This is a genomic window from Methylomonas koyamae, assembly GCF_006483455.1.
GTDB lineage: Bacteria > Pseudomonadota > Gammaproteobacteria > Methylococcales > Methylomonadaceae > Methylomonas > Methylomonas koyamae_B.
Genome location: NZ_PPPU01000015.1, coordinates 26,538 through 43,123, shown reverse-complemented (window position 1 = coordinate 43,123; position 16,586 = coordinate 26,538). Strand labels below are relative to the sequence as shown.

Annotated in this window: 11 protein-coding genes; 8 read left to right on the top strand and 3 right to left on the bottom strand. The window is 56.1% G+C overall.

The window, feature by feature from the left end:
- Window positions 1-265: 265 nt before the first annotated feature.
- The gene (gene pyk, locus C2U68_RS09080) at window positions 266-1,699 is read right to left on the bottom strand and encodes a pyruvate kinase (protein ID WP_140912165.1); all 1,434 of its coding nucleotides are present in this window, start codon (window positions 1,697-1,699) and stop codon (window positions 266-268) included.
- 9 nt (window positions 1,700-1,708) lie between these two features.
- A complete protein-coding gene (gene gap, locus C2U68_RS09075) occupies window positions 1,709-2,722 on the bottom strand; it encodes a type I glyceraldehyde-3-phosphate dehydrogenase (protein WP_140912164.1) in 1,014 nt (337 codons plus the stop codon).
- Window positions 2,723-2,912: 190 nt separating this feature from the next.
- On the opposite strand from gap, the gene ylqF reads away from it, so the two are divergent.
- The 3 genes from ylqF to C2U68_RS09060 all read left to right on the top strand — a co-directional run bounded on the left by ylqF (window position 2,913) and on the right by C2U68_RS09060 (window position 6,866).
- Entirely contained in the window at window positions 2,913-3,821 is a 909-nt protein-coding gene (gene ylqF / locus C2U68_RS09070) for a ribosome biogenesis GTPase YlqF (RefSeq protein WP_140912163.1), read from the top strand.
- Between the two features lie 153 nt (window positions 3,822-3,974).
- Window positions 3,975-4,616, top strand: a complete 642-nt coding sequence (locus tag C2U68_RS09065; RefSeq protein ID WP_140912162.1) for a DUF2076 domain-containing protein — start codon at window positions 3,975-3,977, stop codon at window positions 4,614-4,616.
- Window positions 4,617-4,874: 258 nt separating this feature from the next.
- Complete coding sequence (locus C2U68_RS09060) at window positions 4,875-6,866, top strand: methyl-accepting chemotaxis protein (protein ID WP_140912161.1); 1,992 nt, start codon at window positions 4,875-4,877, stop codon at window positions 6,864-6,866.
- Window positions 6,867-6,926: 60 nt separating this feature from the next.
- On the opposite strand, the gene C2U68_RS09055 is transcribed toward C2U68_RS09060, so the two are convergent.
- On the bottom strand, window positions 6,927-10,778 hold the full coding sequence (locus C2U68_RS09055; protein ID WP_140912160.1) for a DUF1631 family protein: 3,852 nt from the start codon (window positions 10,776-10,778) through the stop codon (window positions 6,927-6,929).
- Window positions 10,779-11,208: 430 nt separating this feature from the next.
- On the opposite strand from C2U68_RS09055, the gene dusA reads away from it, so the two are divergent.
- The 5 genes from dusA to purT are packed head-to-tail and all read left to right on the top strand — an operon-like array spanning window position 11,209 to window position 16,586.
- Window positions 11,209-12,201, top strand: a complete 993-nt coding sequence (gene dusA, locus C2U68_RS09050) for a tRNA dihydrouridine(20/20a) synthase DusA (RefSeq protein WP_140912159.1) — start codon at window positions 11,209-11,211, stop codon at window positions 12,199-12,201.
- 39 nt (window positions 12,202-12,240) lie between these two features.
- Entirely contained in the window at window positions 12,241-12,786 is a 546-nt protein-coding gene (gene folE, locus C2U68_RS09045; RefSeq protein WP_140912158.1) for a GTP cyclohydrolase I FolE, read from the top strand.
- Window positions 12,787-12,790: 4 nt separating this feature from the next.
- The gene (hemH, locus tag C2U68_RS09040; protein WP_140912157.1) at window positions 12,791-13,768 is read left to right on the top strand and encodes a ferrochelatase; all 978 of its coding nucleotides are present in this window, start codon (window positions 12,791-12,793) and stop codon (window positions 13,766-13,768) included.
- Window positions 13,769-13,800: 32 nt separating this feature from the next.
- A complete protein-coding gene (locus C2U68_RS09035) occupies window positions 13,801-15,393 on the top strand; it encodes a MutS-related protein (protein WP_140912156.1) in 1,593 nt (530 codons plus the stop codon).
- Window positions 15,390-16,586, top strand: coding sequence for a formate-dependent phosphoribosylglycinamide formyltransferase (gene purT, locus C2U68_RS09030; protein ID WP_140912155.1), 1,197 nt, complete (start codon window positions 15,390-15,392; stop codon window positions 16,584-16,586). The genes C2U68_RS09035 and purT overlap by 4 nt, the downstream gene beginning before the upstream one ends.

Sequence of the window (16,586 nt, the reverse complement as noted above, 5' to 3'; positions counted from 1 at the left end):
TTCGTGCCTCGGTCTGTCCAGTGAGTAATTTGCCAAGCCGTAATGATTCGCCGAATTTATCCTGGAATCCCGGTCGGGCTAAGCTGATGGAAGCCAGAGGAGACGGGATCTTCGACACGTTCAGGGCAAACGGTATTTAAGTACGGAGTTAATGGCTCATAGAATAACCCAAGCCCCCACACTCCCGCTCGCCGGTCCCACAAACAAAAAACGCGGCGTCCGGCCGAAGCCGGAACGCCGCGTTTTGATTTAGGGCAAAAACCGATCAGTCTTCTACGGTGACCACTTTCAGCGAGTTGGTACCGCCTTGATGGCCGGTCGCGTCGCCTTTGGTGATGATGTAGGTATCGCCTTTGTTGACCACACCGCGGGTACGCAGCTTATCGATGATGGCTTTGTTGACTTCGGCTTTTTCCATCGATTCGCGGCTGAACGGAATCGGGAATACGCCGCGGTACAACGTCACCCGGCCCAGCGTTTTTTCGTGGCTGCTGAACGCATAAATGGGGATGTTGGAGTTGATCCGCGACATCCACAACGGGGTCGAGCCGGACTCGGTCAACGAGGCCACGCCGCTGATCTTGGTGTGGTTGGCCATGTACATCGCCGACATCGCGATGGCTTCGTCGATCGCCGAGAAGCTATCGGTCATGCGGTGATGTGAATGAGTCACGCTCGGTTGCTTTTCGGTCTCCCAGCAGATGCGCACCATGGCTTGCACGGTTTTCACCGGATGCTTGCCGGAAGCGGTTTCCGCCGACAGCATGATCGCATCGGTACCGTCGACAATCGCGTTGGCAACGTCGAACACCTCGGCGCGGGTCGGGATCGGATTTTCGATCATCGACTCCATCATCTGCGTTGCAGTAATCACGGCCCGGTTCAATTCGCGCGAACGTTTGATCAAGTGCTTTTGCGCCGCCGGCAAGTTGGCGTCGCCGATTTCCACACCCAAGTCGCCGCGGGCGACCATGATCGCGTCGGAGGCCATGATGATCTCATCGATCACGTCCATGGCTTCGGCCCGTTCGATTTTCGCCACCAAACCGGCATAGGAGCCGGCCGCTTCCAACAAGGCACGGGCTTCGTGCATGTCGTCGGCGGTGCGCGGGAACGAAATCGCCACGTAGTCGGCCTGAATCACCGCGATGGTTTTGATGTCTTCTTTGTCCTTGTCGGTCAACGCCGCCGCCGACAAACCACCGCCCAGCAGGTTGATGCCCTTGTTGTTGGACAAGTCGCCGCCGACCACCACTTTGGTGTTGACGCGGGTGCCGTTCTCGACGTTGACCACGTCCAGCACCACCCGACCGTCGTCCAACAGCAGGCGAGTGCCCGGCTTGACTTCGCGCGCCAGCGGCTCGTAGCTGATACCGACCTGAGTATGGTCGCCGTCGTATTTACCAAGATTGATGTCCAAGGCAAAGTCTTGGCCTTCGTCCAGCCAGACTTTGTTTTCCTTGAAACGCTCGATCCGGATTTTCGGGCCTTGCAGGTCGGCCAGAATACCGACCCTGCGGCCGGTTTTCTTGCTCAGTTCCCGCACGCGGTTGGCACGGTCGATATGATCCTGAGCGGAACCGTGCGAGAAATTCAAACGGACGACATCGATACCCGCGTCGAACAATTCCTCGAGTACGCCCGGCTTGTCCGTGGAGGGTCCCAGCGTCGCCAGGATTTTGGTTCTTCGTAACAGCATGTAATCCCTTTATTTGGCGTTATGCAGCGCAATGGTGGTGTCCAACATACGGTTGGAGAAACCCCACTCGTTGTCGTACCAGGACAAGACTTTAACGAAGTTACCGCCGGTCACTTTGGTCAGACCCGCTTCGTAAATCGACGAGTGCGGATTGTGGTTGAAATCGGAAGACACCAAAGGCTCATCGTTGATCGCCAAAATGCCTTTCAAAGAACCGTTAGCCGCTTCGCGCAGAATGCTGTCGATTTCTTCCTTGGTGGTGTTGCGCGAGGCCTGGAAGCACAAATCGACCACGGAAACGTTGATGGTCGGAACCCGCATGGCGAAACCGTCCAGTTTGCCTTTCATTTCCGGTAATACCAAACCCACTGCGGCAGCGGCGCCGGTTTTGGTCGGGATCATGGACTGGGTCGCAGAACGGGCGCGGTGCAAATCGCTGTGATAAACGTCGGTCAGCACTTGGTCGTTGGTGTACGAGTGGATCGTGGTCATCAAACCGTGGTCGACGCCGATGGTGTCCATCAACGGTTTAACCAGCGGTGCCAAGCAGTTGGTGGTGCAAGACGCGTTGGAAATCACGGTATCGGACGCTTTCAGGGTTTGGTGGTTGACGCCGTAAACCACGGTGGCGTCGACGTCGTTACCGCCTGGAGCGGAAATGATGACTTTTTTGGCGCCGGCAGAAATGTGCGCGGAAGCTTTGGCTTTACTGGTAAAGAAACCGGTGCACTCGTGCACGACGTCGATGCCCAGTTCACCCCAAGGCAATTTAGCCGGATCGCGCTCGGCGAAAACCCGGATGCGGTCGCCATTAACCACAATGTAATCGCCATCCACTGTCACATCAAACGGGAATTTGCCATGAACGGTGTCGTATTTGGTCAAATGCGCATTGGTTTTGGAATCGCCCAAATCGTTGATCGCAACCACTTGAATTTCGTTGGTGCGACCGGCCTCGTACAGTGCGCGCAGAACATTGCGACCGATACGGCCGTAACCGTTAATTGCAACTTTAATTGCCATAGAATTTTCTCCGGGATGATTGTGAAGGACTGGGGTTGAGATGTGCCGAAAGCACCAAAAATTCGGCAGATTGTAGCAAACCCGGACAAACAACGTCTACCGCCGCGACCGGATTAGCGCCGCTCGCCGCTGCCGCACCTGCGCAACTACGTTACAATTGCGCTCCATTCCCGACCGCAGACAACCGCTCATGCAAATCCAGTGGTACCCCGGCCATATGCACAAGGCCAGCAAAGAAATCAAATATGCGCTGCCTGAGATCGATCTGCTGATCGAAATCCTCGACGCCCGCATCCCTTACAGCAGTCAAAACCCGATGCTGGCCAGACTGCGCGGCAGCAAACCCTGTATCCGGGTATTGAACAAAACCGACCTGGCCGATCCGGAACTGACCAAGCAGTGGCAGGCGTATCTGGAACTCGAGCAAGCGGTGAAAACCCTGGCGGTAACCACGCAACAACCCGACAAAATCAAACAGATCATCGACCTGTGCGGCAAAATGCTGCCGGAAAAAACCGCCGCCGGCAAAGTGGTCAGAACCATGATCATGGGCATCCCGAATGTCGGCAAATCGACCATCATCAACGTACTGGCCGGCAGGACCATCGCCAAAACCGGCAACGAACCGGCCGTGACCAAACAGCAACAACGCATCAACCTGGGCAAGAATATCGTGCTGTCCGACACGCCTGGCGTACTGTGGCCTAACGTCGAGAACCGGCACAGCGGTTACCGGCTGGCCGCCACCGGTGCCGTCAAGGACACCGCGTTCGAACACGCCGATATTGCTTTGTATACGCTGGATTACCTGCGTCGTGTGTATCCGGAACTAATGCGCCAACGCTATCGAATGGAAACCCTAGCGGAAGAATCGCAAGCCTTGCTGGAAGCGATAGGTGCCAAACGCGGCTGCTTGCGCGCCGGCGGCATCGTCGAACTGGACAAGGCGGCCAAACTGCTACTGACCGAGTTGCGTGCCGGCACTATCGGCCGAATCACACTGGAAACTCCGGAGATGATAGAGGCCGAGATGATGGAACTGGCCTCGATCCGCGCCGAAAAAGCCGCCGAGCGCGAAGCGCGTCGACAGCGCTCCTGACCGGCGCCCATGCGCAATCCGGCCGCGGCCGAAGGTTCAGGCGTTGAAAATCGGCGCAGCTTGCCCCACATCGTTCCGGAACCTTTAAGCTACCCCTGGGGTCTGCTGCGCAACCGCTGAGCGGCCAATATTCTCAAAAACGGAGCCATTCGAATGAATCCTCAAGAACGCGATCAACTCAACCTGTTCTTAAATCAATTGACCGAGGCCAGAATCAGCGCCAAAGATGCGGAAGCCGCGCAGTTGATTGCCGACGGCGTCGCCAAACAACCCGATGCCGCCTACCTGCTGGTGCAGCGGGCCATGTTACTGGAACAAGCGTTGAACAGCGCCAAAAGCCAGATCGCCGACCTGCAACAGCAATTGCAAAATAGCGCCGCGGCGGCACCGCGCGGCGGATTTTTGAGCAACGATCCGTGGGCGCCAGCACCAGCTGCTGGCGGCGTTCCCGGCGTCGGCAATTACCAGGTGCCGCGCAACGCGCCGATGCCACCGCAAGCCAGCGCGTTCGGCGGCGGCTCAAGCTTTCTGGGCAACATCGCCACCACTGCCGCCGGCGTCGTCGCCGGATCGTTTCTATATCAAGGCATCGAAAGCCTATTGGGCCATCACGGCGGCGGCCAATCGCTGTGGAGCCAACCCTCGCACGATAGCTTGGCGGAACCGACGGTCATCAACAACTACTACGGCGACGAGGCGATTGCCGCCGCGACCGCGGACGAGCCGAACGATTATGCCAGCGACGGATCGAACGACTTCGATACCGCCGGCTCCGACGACTCCGACTGGATTTAGCCTATGGACTGGCCCGAGCCGAAACTTTGAAGTATCGGCCCGGGCCAGCGCGTCTGGCACCTGCCAAGCCCCAAAACCACTAGCGCCAACCTCGCTCCGTCCTCAACTCCCAGCAAGGCGGAGGCTCGCTGTGACTGCGGGCGTCACAGCACTCCTTCCCCAAAAATATGGTCTACACTTTCGAAAAACCGGCGCAAGCCGGCGAATTGTCTAGCCTACCTGCCGTCTGATACGCCTTCAACCTTTGGAAAATCTTTAATGCAACTCACCATACGGAACAAATTGATCGCCAGCTTTTCGGCTCTGGTACTGATCTTAGTCATATTCGGGCTGTTAGCCTGGATCTACATCGGCCGGTTGGGATCAAGTCTCGACGAAATCGCAGAATGGAAGGTGCCGGCCGTTAAACTGGCCGTCGACGTGCACGCCGGCGCCTACGACGCGACGATAGAGCAGCTCAATTACCTGCTCTACGAACGCGAGGAAACCTATAGCCGCGCCAAGCAGGTGTTGAACACCATGGACGACAACCTGAACAAAGTCGACAAGATAGGCAACACCTTCTCCGATAAAGCCTTGTTGGAACAATCGGCCTCAGTGCGCAACAATGTCAAAGATTTCCGCGAGTTATACGATAACGGCGTCGCCGCATTGAAAAACAATCGGCAAGCGGTCGACACCATGGTCAACAGCGGCAGAGCGGTACTGGCCGAAGCCGACGCCTTTGCCGAAAAGCAAGAAACGGAATATGCCAAACTGTTGGAAAACGGCGCCAGCCAGACCGAACTGAACGGCAAGGTACAAAAATACATTCTGGTCAACCGCATCAAGTCGCTGGCGCAGACCATCATTCAACACGAAAAGGAAGAACGGCTTTACAAGGACCGCCAGTATTACCAACAAATGCAGCAGGAATTACCGGCATTGATGGTGTTGTACGACAAACTCGCCGCAATTACGCCCGAACCGACCGAACACGAACGCATCGATAAAGCTCGGGCCGAAACCGCAAAATACCAAAACGCCGCGGCGCAATGGATCGACAACGACACCCGCCTGAAACAAATCGTCGCCAAAATGGACCAAATCGCCGCCAGCGCCCGGCAATCGGCCGCCGCCGCGGAACAGGACGGCTGGAGCAAAGCTCAGGAAATCGCCGGCAAAACCGTGGCGCTGGTCGGCCAGGCCAATACCATCATCGTGGTGTGTCTGATCTTGGGCATTGTCATCGGCGTCGGCATGGCGTTCACCGTGCCGACTAATATCGTCAACTCCATCAATGCGCTCAGCAAATTCGCCAAAGCCTTCGGCACCGGCAACCTCACCGTCCGCACCCGGTTCTCGCCCAGCGACGAAATCGGCGTCATGGCGCAAGACTTCGACCACGCCGCAGAAAGTATTCACAAAATTGTCGGCAAGGTCAGCGGCTACTCGCAAACCTTACAACGGAATGCCGAAGTACTGCTGCGGGCCGTAGAGAACAACTCAGCCGGGGCTCAGTCGCAAAAAGAATATATCGAACAGGTTGCGTCGGCCATGACGGAAATGGCTGCGGCCGTGCAAGCGGTGGCCCGCAATGCTTCGCAGGCGGCCGGAGCCGCGGCGGAAACCGACCGCCAAGCCCGCGCCGGGCAGACCGTAGTGCAGCAGGCAGTCGGCTCGATAAACGCACTGGCCCGAGAAATTGCCGATGCGGCGGGAACGGTCAGCAATCTGGAAAACCACGTCAACGACATCAGCAGCATTCTGGATGTGATTCGCAGCGTTTCCGAACAAACCAATCTGCTGGCGCTGAACGCGGCGATTGAAGCGGCCCGCGCCGGAGAACACGGCCGCGGCTTCGCCGTGGTCGCCGACGAAGTACGTACTCTGGCCAGCCGCACGCAGTCATCGACCAGCGAAATCCAGAGCATGATAGAAAAGCTGCAATCAGGCTCGAAACAAGCCGTCGTCGCGATGAATGCCAGCCGGACACTGGCCGAACAGAGCGTGGAAAAAGCTCAGGCATCGGGTCAGGCCCTGGGCGCAATTACCCAGTCGGTGGCGACCATCAGCACGATGAACACCCAGATCGCCACCTCTGCCGAGCAACAAAATGCGGTGACCGAGGAAGTCAGCTATACCGTGATCAAGATCACCGAGATCGCCGAAACCGGCGTCGATACCGCAAGGGCCTCGCTGAAATCCGGCATAGAATTGACCGATCTGGCCAAGGAACTGGAACAAGCGGTGTCGCAATTCAAGGTATAAGCCCGGACTACCGGCCGCGACAGGGTTCCGCCGGCCGGTAACTGGCGGATTTCACAGCGATCAAAATCCCCAAAATTCGACGTTTTCGAACGAAAACGACTCGCTGGGCGGCAGCTTTTCGCTCAATTCCAGCAGCCGGATCGGCTTTTCGATGCCGTAGCCCTGGCAAAAGTCCACCCCTATCCCTTTCAATAGCGTCCTGATTTCGTCGTTCTCGACGTATTCGGCGATAGTTTGCAAGCCCATGGAATGAGCAATTTCGTTCATCGACTTGACAATGGCAACATCGGCCTTGTTGTTATGCATGTCTTTGACAAAAGCGCCGTCTATCTTCAGATAATCGACGTTGAGATTTTTCAGGTAGGAATAGGACGAGTATCCGGAACCGAAATCGTCGAGCGAAAATTTACAGCCGAACTGTTTGATCGCGCCGATAAATTTCTTGGTAAATCCCAAATTCTCCGCCGCCACGGTTTCAGTGATTTCGAACGTGATTTTTTCGCAAGGTACGCTGCCTGCCGCCAACACCGATTTCAGAAACTCCAGAAAATCCTCGCTATTGATCGACTGCCCGGACAGATTGATCGAGAAACCGTCGATTCTATTGAATAACTCGCGATTGTTACCGATCCAGTCGAATACATTGCTGACCACCCATTGATCGATTTCCGGCATGCGCTGACAACGTTCCACCGCAGGGATGAAATGGTCGGGGGCAATGACGTTGCCGTCCTCGCCGGTGACGCCAAGCAATATCTCGTAATGCAAATGGCTGGCGGTGACGGGATCGGTGCCTGCGATCATCTGGCAACGGGCAAACAAACGGTTTTCGGCAAAAACTTTGTCGATCCGGCCGATCCATTCGTGCAGTTTTTCCTGATAACGCAAATTCTCGTCGTCGCTGGAAAACACCAATACATTGTTCGGCCCTGAGCGTTCGGCCGACATGCTGGCTGAATCCGCCCGCCGCAGCAATTCCTGTACGTCGTAGCATTCGGCGGCGAACGGCACCAAACCCAGGCTGACGCTGATCGAAAAGCTGCTTTCCTGCCATTGAAAATGTGCCTCGTTAACCACTTTCACCAGCTTACGCGCCGACGCCAAACCCTCCGCCGCGGAACAGTTTTTGAACAAAATCGCGAACGATTCATCGCCCAACCGCGCCAGCAAATCGTTGTGTTCGACGTGTTGCGATAGCGTTGCCGCCAAACTCTTCAACAATTGCTCGACCCCGGCAGTGCCGCAAATATTGGCGATCACCCGCAAATCCAAGACTTCCATATGACACAGCATATGGTGGGCTTCACCGATTCTGGCGGTCTCGTTTTTGAGCTGCTTACTGAACTCGTCCCTGGTAAACAGTTCGGTCACCGGATCGTGCGTGGCATTGAACAGCAGTTTTTCATGCATCTTCTGCAGCATCAAATTGGTCGTTCTGTCGACCAAGGGCGAATCCAGACTTTCCATTTTTATGGCTTCGCCTTTACGCATCAGGTCGGCCAGCTCCTCCCGGCTCAACTCCAATTTATTCAGCCCGTCTCGATTAACGAACACATACAATTGCAACAAATCACCGACCCACACCAATTTCATCGATTCGAAGCCTTGGCCGTCGCGCAGCAAGGTAAACCAATCGCCAACACTGAGCTGCTCGACCTGCGCCATCCAGGCGTCTTCCTTGAGCGGGCGTTCTTTATGACTTCCGGTATCGGCCGGCGGAATTCTGACCGTCTCGACCGGTTTGCGTACCTTCGGGTCGCCGCTACCCAGCAACAACGCGGTCAATTCATCGACCACACTGTCCAGTAAAAACACGTTGGTACATACCGAGGTCAACTGCTCCTTGACGTAATCCAGCGTGGTCTGGATCGTCGCCGCCTGAATTTTCAGCATCGAATCCTGTTCGAACAGCCAGAACAATAGATCGTCGAACACCTTCAAATAGGTGCGTTTTTCCTCGGGTTTACGTTCGCAGTTCAATTCGGCGATCAGCAGCAGGTGTTGCCAGCCGTATTGCAATAATTCCGGGATGACTTTAGGCACCACCCGGCCGGCAATACGCTTGTCGATTTCGTCCTGTACCGAATGCCGGGCCTTTTCCAGCTTCTGTTGGCCTTCGTAAGTTTCTATGATGCGTTTGACATTGGTATCGACCGATCGGGTCACTTGCCGGGTAAGTTCGCCCAACTCGCGCTCGGCTTGCTTGAAGACCTCAGGGTTGGTTTGAGATTCGCTATTGATCCGGGCAACAATATCGTCTACCGCGGTTTTAATATTGATATTTTTTACCACCCGATTACTTTTGACCGCCGGCTCCAATACCGACAATTGGTTCAAAATGCTTTTTACCGGATGTAAATCGGCGTTTAAAAAATCGTCGCCGCGCAATGCAAGAGACAGTAAAGGCAAGTGGATACGTTCCAGCGCCGGTTTGATCTCGGACTCGGGCGCCACGTCGTTGAACAAGGTTTCGAAAAACCGGCCATAGAGATCGAGATGTTGCATATCGGACGCGGAAATCGATTTCGCCCCCAGCCCCAAGCCGCTCAGCGTATCCTGCAAGCGTTTTTTCAGCAGCGACGCATCCCAGTGCAACTTGGGTTCTCCGGCCAGATTTTCCTGCAACCGGGCGATGGCCGTGGCAATTTCATCGCGGTCGAACAGCGCCGCGGCCGACGCCTGGCGCGCGGTCGCGGCAGGTGCGGCAAGCTCGGGATAGTCGATGCCGGTCTCGGTCAACAAATCCAGCAACGTCGCCGCGACCTGGCCTAGCGGCCGCCGTTCCCGCGTGTCGCCGCCTCCCGTTACCTGACTCAATTCAGTGGGCGTTTGCTGTTCGCCGAGCCCTGAGCGGTCGGCGACGTTCCCTCCGCCTAGCCCCCTGGATTTGCCGATATCGCTCCAATGCGGCTGCCGCGGAGTTCTCTTGTCCGCAGATTGGTTCCGCGACAAAAACATGTAAGTTTTCTGGTAAACGCCGTTCAAGTCATTGAATAGCACCTTGCCGAATGCGCTATAGACCAGACTATTGATTTTCCGCGTCAAATCCAGCTGGATCACCAACTCGCGAAAACTGTCGCACAACACCGCTGGGCTGAGGGGGTTAACGACGCCACTCTCGCTGAAACCGAATATCCGGCCGATCTCGCCGGCGACCAGATTGATTTGCTCGTCGTAATGGTTAGCCAGCTTTCTGATGATCAACGACATATTCAGCCAGTCTTCGAAGTCCTCTTTCTCGACCAGGGAAAGCACGTTGTAGTCGGGAATCAAACGCTCTTTATCGGGCTCGTTCCGGGCAATGCCGTCGACATGGGACAATACCGAAGTACAGAATTCGCTTATAAATGTTTCCCGCCCGGTTTTCAATACCGTGATTAAATCGTCGAGCATCGACTGATTGGTAAAGCATTCGCTGTATTGACTGGAGTCGGCGATATAGTTGCCCACCATCTCGTAATAGTGGTTCAGCACCGGCGGCAGGTTTTCGATCAAGAACACCTTGAACAGATTTCTCAACTTCTCCTGATCCAACTTACCCGGCTGGTTCAGGTTTCCGGGTGCCAACAACGCATTCAATGGTGCGCTGGCATATTTTTTCAATGCATTAAACGTATCCCGCGGCATATCCTCGACCGCGACGCCGATGCCACCGCCGGCAACATGTAAGGCGCGGGCATCGATCCGATATTTCTCGCCGTTGACCGCCGAATCCAGGGAAAACTGGATTTTCACCGCTTTGTCCAATGGTATTTGCTCGGGCGCCTTCAGCGCCAAGAAAAATCCGCCCAAGCAAAAATCCAAAATCACTGCGTCGAACTGCAAACGGTTATCGACCACCAACACGGCTTCCAGCTCGATCGGATAGCGAATGTACCTGCGCTGTTTTTGTTTATTAATGTTGGTAGGCATGTAAAGCGAAAATTGAAATTCTATCGATCGCGAAAATCCGCCGCGGGGATCGAACAAGATCGACTTGGGCACCCCGTCCGGGCTGACTGCAACAGGTACCGGACGCGAGCGATACTGGACCAGCCGGGGTAAAGCGTCTAACAAGGGCGCTAACTCTAAAATCGAATACTACATCAGCTCTCCGGAACGCACAAATGGGGGCAAAGCCGCACAAAAACGCCTCCTCATGGCTAAGCCTAAAGACTTAACCCGGCACCACAAGTGGGCCCATCGCTCCGTCATGCATCGATCTTAACCCAAAATATCCCGTATCTCCTGTGTACAATAATAGTCGGTAGCCGCAGGAATGCCTTTGTAAAAATTTAGCCGAAACGACCCCGCCGCCCGCTGGAGCAAACCCTGATTCCAGCCGAAATTAACCAAACACAGTATGACAAATACCCCGTCCGTCCCGCCGCCGTTTGCGGCATCCCGGTTCAGCGTCGCGCCGATGTTGGACTGGACCGATCGCCATTGCCGTTATTTTCACCGCTTATTAAGCCGGCATGCTCTGCTGTATAGCGAAATGGTGACCACCGGCGCAATATTGCAAGGTAATGCCGAACGGCATTTGCAATTCGACGCAGCCGAACACCCGGTTGCCTTGCAATTGGGCGGCAGCAATCCACAGGAACTGGCGCAATGCGCCAAAATTGGCGCCCGCTATGGCTATGATGAAATCAATCTAAACGTCGGCTGCCCCAGCGACCGGGTGCAAAACGGCCGCTTCGGCGCCTGCCTGATGGCCGAACCGCAACTGGTCGCCGACTGTGTCGCGGCCATGCGCGATGCGGTTTCGATTCCGGTGACGGTCAAATCCCGCATCGGCATCGACGACCGCGACTCCTATACCGAATTGGTCGATTTCATCGCGACAGTCGCCCGTGCCGGATGTAAAACCTTCATCGTCCATGCCCGCAAGGCTTGGCTGTCCGGGCTGTCTCCGAAAGAAAACCGCGAGATTCCGCCCTTGCGTTATGACGTGGTGTTCCAGTTGAAGCAAGATTTTCCGGAACTTGAGATTGTGATAAATGGTGGCATTAATACTCTGGATGCGGCCGAAGCCTTATTGAGCCAAGTCGACGGCATCATGCTCGGCCGCGAGGTTTACCATAACCCGTTCCTGCTGGTGCAGGTCGACGCTCGGATTTTCCGGGATGAACGGCCGCTACCCAGCCGGCAGCAGATCGTGATGGCGATGCAGGATTACATAGAACAGCAAATTCGGTCAGGCCAACGTCTGCATAACATCACCCGGCACATGCTCGGCTTGTTCCACGGCGTGGACGGGGCCCGGGCCTGGCGCCGGCATCTGAGCGAGAATGCCGGCAAACCCGGCGCCGGTTTTGAGGTGATTTTGGACGCTCTGGCATTTACTTTTTGATCCTGTATACTCACGGCATTTTTTTACCCAGGGGCGGCGATGGAAGAATATTTCTCCAAAATCATTCAGGCAATAGGCGAAGACGTGAACCGGGAAGGTTTGCGCGATACGCCGAAACGGGCCGCGAAAGCCTTTAAGTTCCTGAACAACGGTTACGAAAAAAACCTGGACGACGTCTTGAACGGGGCCATTTTTCAAGCCGATACCGAAGACATGGTCATCGTCAAGGACATCGAACTCTATTCGCTGTGCGAACACCATCTGCTGCCCTTCATCGGCAAATGCCACATCGGTTACCTGCCGCAAGGCAAGGTACTGGGCTTGTCGAAATTGGCGCGCATCGTCGACATGTACGCCCGCCGGCTACAGATCCAGGAACAACTGACCCGGCAAATCGCCGACGCGGTGGAAACCGCTATCGACGCCCGCGGCGTCGCGGTCGTGATCGAAGCCAAACATTTATGCATGATGATGCGCGGCGTCGAAAAACAAAACTCGGTGATGACCACCTCGGTGATGAGCGGCATTTTCCGCCAGGAAATCAGCACCCGCTCCGAGTTCCTCAATCTGATCAACCGAAAATAGCCCGATGAGCGAAACTCCTGCCAACAAAACCGGCGTCTTGCTGGTCAATCTCGGTTCGCCGGCTTCGCCGAAAACCGGAGACGTCAGGCGTTTCCTGCGCGAGTTCCTGGGCGACCCACGGGTCGTCAACCTGCCGCGGCCGCTGTGGTGGCTGATATTGAATCTGTTCGTGCTGCCGTTTCGGCCGCGCAAATCCGCCCATGCCTACCAATCGATCTGGACCGAGCAAGGTTCGCCGCTGATCGTGTTCAGCGAGCAATTGACCGAAAAACTGAAAGCGCGTTACGGCGGACCGTCGCTAGCCATCGACTGCGCGATGCGCTACGGCAAACCGGCCTTGCGGGACAAATTAAGGGATCTGAAAAAACAAGGCGTCACCGAAATCGTGGTATTACCGCTCTACCCCCAGTATTCGTCGACTACCACGGCCTCGATTTTCGACATCGTCGCCGACGAATTCGTCGACTGGCGGCATATGCCCGGCCTGCGTTTTATCAGCGATTTTCACCAGCACCCGGCTTATATCACTGCTGTCGCCGAGTCGGTGCAACAGCATTGGCAGGAAAATGGCCAAGCGCAATTGCTGGTAATGTCCTTTCACGGCTTGCCGGCCAAATTGACCGAATGGGGCGACCCTTACTATTACCAATGCCAGACCAGCGCCCGCTTGATTGCCGAGCAATTGGGCCTGACCGAAACGCAATGGAAACTGGTATTTCAGTCCCGATTCGGTCGTGCGGAATGGTTGAAACCCTATTGCGTGGAAGTGCTGGAGGAATTACCCAAACAAGGTATCCACCAAATTGACATGATCTGTCCCGGATTTTCGGTAGACTGCCTGGAAACGCTGGAAGAAATCGCAATCGCCAATCGCGAACTGTTTCTGGAAGCCGGCGGCGAAAGCTACCGCTACATTCCGTGCCTGAACGACAGCGACGCCCACGTCGAGCTGATGCTAGAGTTAATAAGAACCGCGCGCTGACGTTGCGGCCGATAAAAAACGGGGGAGGCAGCATGCAACAGAACATTCTACAAAGCTGGAACGGCGAATGGCCGAAGGCCCGCTCTACCGAACCGCTGGCAACCGGTGCCGGAGTGATCGACCCGGGCGCGTTCAATACGATCGAGGTCGACGAACTGTTCGACAACGTCAATTACGCCAGCACCCTGGCCGGCCAAGCCGTGCTTTACCGTTCGCTGGCCCAGCCCATGAACGACCGCGAAGCCATTGCCGCCAAACAGGACGCCGTGCGCGAAATTCGCGACAACCCTGCCGTCCGGGAAAACATCGAAAACATTGTCGCCAATGCCGCCGCCGGCGAAAACCGCTTGTATCTGCTGCTGTTCGGCGAATTCCTGGGCGGTTTCGGCACCGCCCGCGAAGACAATCAGATCGAGGGCTACGGCTACAAACAATACGTGCGCGGGATTCGCGTGGTGCTGAATCTGGTCGGCGCCATTTACAATTCCGGCCGGCCGCAAAGCCCTTATCTGCAAAGCGTATTCGACAAAATCGGTAATTTCGCCCAAAGCAACGAATACTCGCTGATGGTCGGCCCGGTCTACAACAGCGAAAAAGGCCTGCAAAGCAAGGAACAACGTAAAAACTCGTTTGCCCCGGCCACGATTTTCCGGCCCACACTATTCAAACCGTTACTGATCGCAATGTTGGTTGCCGCAATTTGGGGCTTGACCCGGATTTTCCCCAGCGACATGTTCCAGGTCACCCGCGACGGCCTGTCTGTAGCCTCGGTATTCTTCCTGCCGTTGGCCTTGGCTTACATTCCGGTGGTCGGCGGCTACGACCGCGACAACTGCATCATTCCGCTACGCGAGATCTACAAAAACTCTGCCGCGCTCGGCGAATTGCTGGACGGCCTGGGTCAGCTCGACGAACTGTTAGCCTTTATCAAGTATGCCGAGAACTACGGCAGCGAAACCGTATTGCCCGACTTGACCGCGGGAGACCGCCACTCGATTGAATTGCACGACGCGAAGAATCCGGTGCTCGGCCACAAAAATCCGAACTACGTCGGCAACGATTTCAGCATGAGCGAGGAACGGCTGGTCTGCGTCACCGGGCCGAATAGCGGCGGTAAAACCGCATTCTGCAAAACCGTCACTCAAATTCAATTGCTTGCCCAAATCGGCTGCTACGTGCCGGCCCGGGCTGCCAAACTGAGCATAGCGGATCGGATTTTTTACCAGGCGCCGGAAATCAGCCATCTCGACGACGGCGAAGGCCGCTTCGGCACCGAGTTGAAACGCACTCGCGACATTTTCCTGGCAGCCAGCAGCAACAGTCTGGTCGTGCTTGACGAAATGGCGGAAGGCACTACTTTTGAAGAGAAAATGCAATCGTCGATCGACGTGCTGGACGGCTTTTACCGCAAAGGGAACAGCACTATCCTGATTACGCATAACCACCAATTGGTCGACGTGTTCGTCAATCGCCGGGTGGCGACGCCGAAACAAGTGGAATTCGCCGACGACATGCCGACCTTCAAGCTGATCGACGGCATTTCCCGCGTCAGCCATGCCGATCGGGTAGCAAAGAAAATCGGCTTTTCCAAACAAGATATCGATAACTATCTAGCCAATTCATGAACATAGGTACCCCCGACACTGCCTCCGCCACTAAAGCCCTGCTGCTCGGTAGCGGCGAACTGGGCAAGGAAATCGCGATCTCGCTGCAGCGTTACGGGGTGGAAGTGATAGCGGTCGACCGCTACCCCGGCGCCCCGGCAATGCAGGTGGCCCACCGCCGCCATGTGATCGACATGACCGATGCCGCGGCGGTCAAGGCCTTGATCGCGCAGGAACAACCGCACTTCATCGTGCCGGAACTGGAAGCGATCGCCACCGACGCACTTGCAGAAATCGAACGGGTCGGGGAAACCACGGTGGTACCGAATGCCCGCGCCATCCAATTGACGATGAACCGGGAAGGCATCCGCCAACTGGCAGCCGCGGAATTGGGCTTGCCTACCTCGAAATACGCCTTTGCCGAATCCTTCGCCCAACTGCAAGCCGCCGTGGATAGCGGCATCGGTTACCCTTGTTTCGTCAAGCCGACCATGTCATCATCGGGCAAGGGCCAGTCGATGGTGAAAAGCGCAGACCAATTGCAAGCGGCTTGGGATTACGCCAAAGCCGGCGGCCGCACCGATACCGGCAAAGTCATCGTCGAAGCCAAAATCGATTTCGACTTCGAAATCACCTTATTGACGGTACGGGCGCTGGATGCGGAAGGCCGGGTGCAGACTTATTTTTGCGAACCGATCGGCCACCGTCAGGAACACGGTGACTACCGAGAGAGCTGGCAACCGCAAGCCATGAGCGAAAATGCCATCGCGCTGGCGCAACAAATCGCCGGCAAAGTCACCGATGCCTTGGGCGGACTGGGCCTGTTCGGTGTGGAACTGTTCGTCGCCGACGACCAGGTCTGGTTCAGTGAAGTCAGCCCGCGGCCGCACGATACCGGCATGGTCACAATGGCCAGCCAACGCCAGAGCGAATTCGATCTGCATGCCCGGGCGATTTTGGGTTTACCGGTCAATACAGCGCTGGACAGAACCGCTGCCAGCGCCGTGATTCTGGGCGGCATCGACGCCAAAGCGGTTAGCTACCAGGGATTAGAGCGAGCCTTGGCAATACCCGATACCGATGTCCGCCTGTTCGGCAAACCGGAAGCCTTCGCCGCCCGGCGCATGGGCGTCGCGTTGGCGACCGGCGAGACGGTCGAAGCGGCGCGGGCCAAGGCCGTACAGGCCGCCAGCTCGGTCGCGGTTCAGCAATGA

Bases quoted from the DNA above. Each gene is read 5' to 3' on its own strand.
- pyk (WP_140912165.1), bottom strand. From the start codon at position 1,699: ATGCTGTTACGAAGAACCAAAATCCTGGCGACGCTGGGACCCTCCACG.
- gap (WP_140912164.1), bottom strand. From the start codon at position 2,722: ATGGCAATTAAAGTTGCAATTAACGGTTACGGCCGTATCGGTCGCAAT.
- ylqF (WP_140912163.1), top strand. From the start codon at position 2,913: ATGCAAATCCAGTGGTACCCCGGCCATATGCACAAGGCCAGCAAAGAA.
- C2U68_RS09065 (WP_140912162.1), top strand. From the start codon at position 3,975: ATGAATCCTCAAGAACGCGATCAACTCAACCTGTTCTTAAATCAATTG.
- C2U68_RS09060 (WP_140912161.1), top strand. From the start codon at position 4,875: ATGCAACTCACCATACGGAACAAATTGATCGCCAGCTTTTCGGCTCTG.
- C2U68_RS09055 (WP_140912160.1), bottom strand. From the start codon at position 10,778: ATGCCTACCAACATTAATAAACAAAAACAGCGCAGGTACATTCGCTAT.
- dusA (WP_140912159.1), top strand. From the start codon at position 11,209: ATGACAAATACCCCGTCCGTCCCGCCGCCGTTTGCGGCATCCCGGTTC.
- folE (WP_140912158.1), top strand. From the start codon at position 12,241: ATGGAAGAATATTTCTCCAAAATCATTCAGGCAATAGGCGAAGACGTG.
- hemH (WP_140912157.1), top strand. From the start codon at position 12,791: ATGAGCGAAACTCCTGCCAACAAAACCGGCGTCTTGCTGGTCAATCTC.
- C2U68_RS09035 (WP_140912156.1), top strand. From the start codon at position 13,801: ATGCAACAGAACATTCTACAAAGCTGGAACGGCGAATGGCCGAAGGCC.
- purT (WP_140912155.1), top strand. From the start codon at position 15,390: ATGAACATAGGTACCCCCGACACTGCCTCCGCCACTAAAGCCCTGCTG.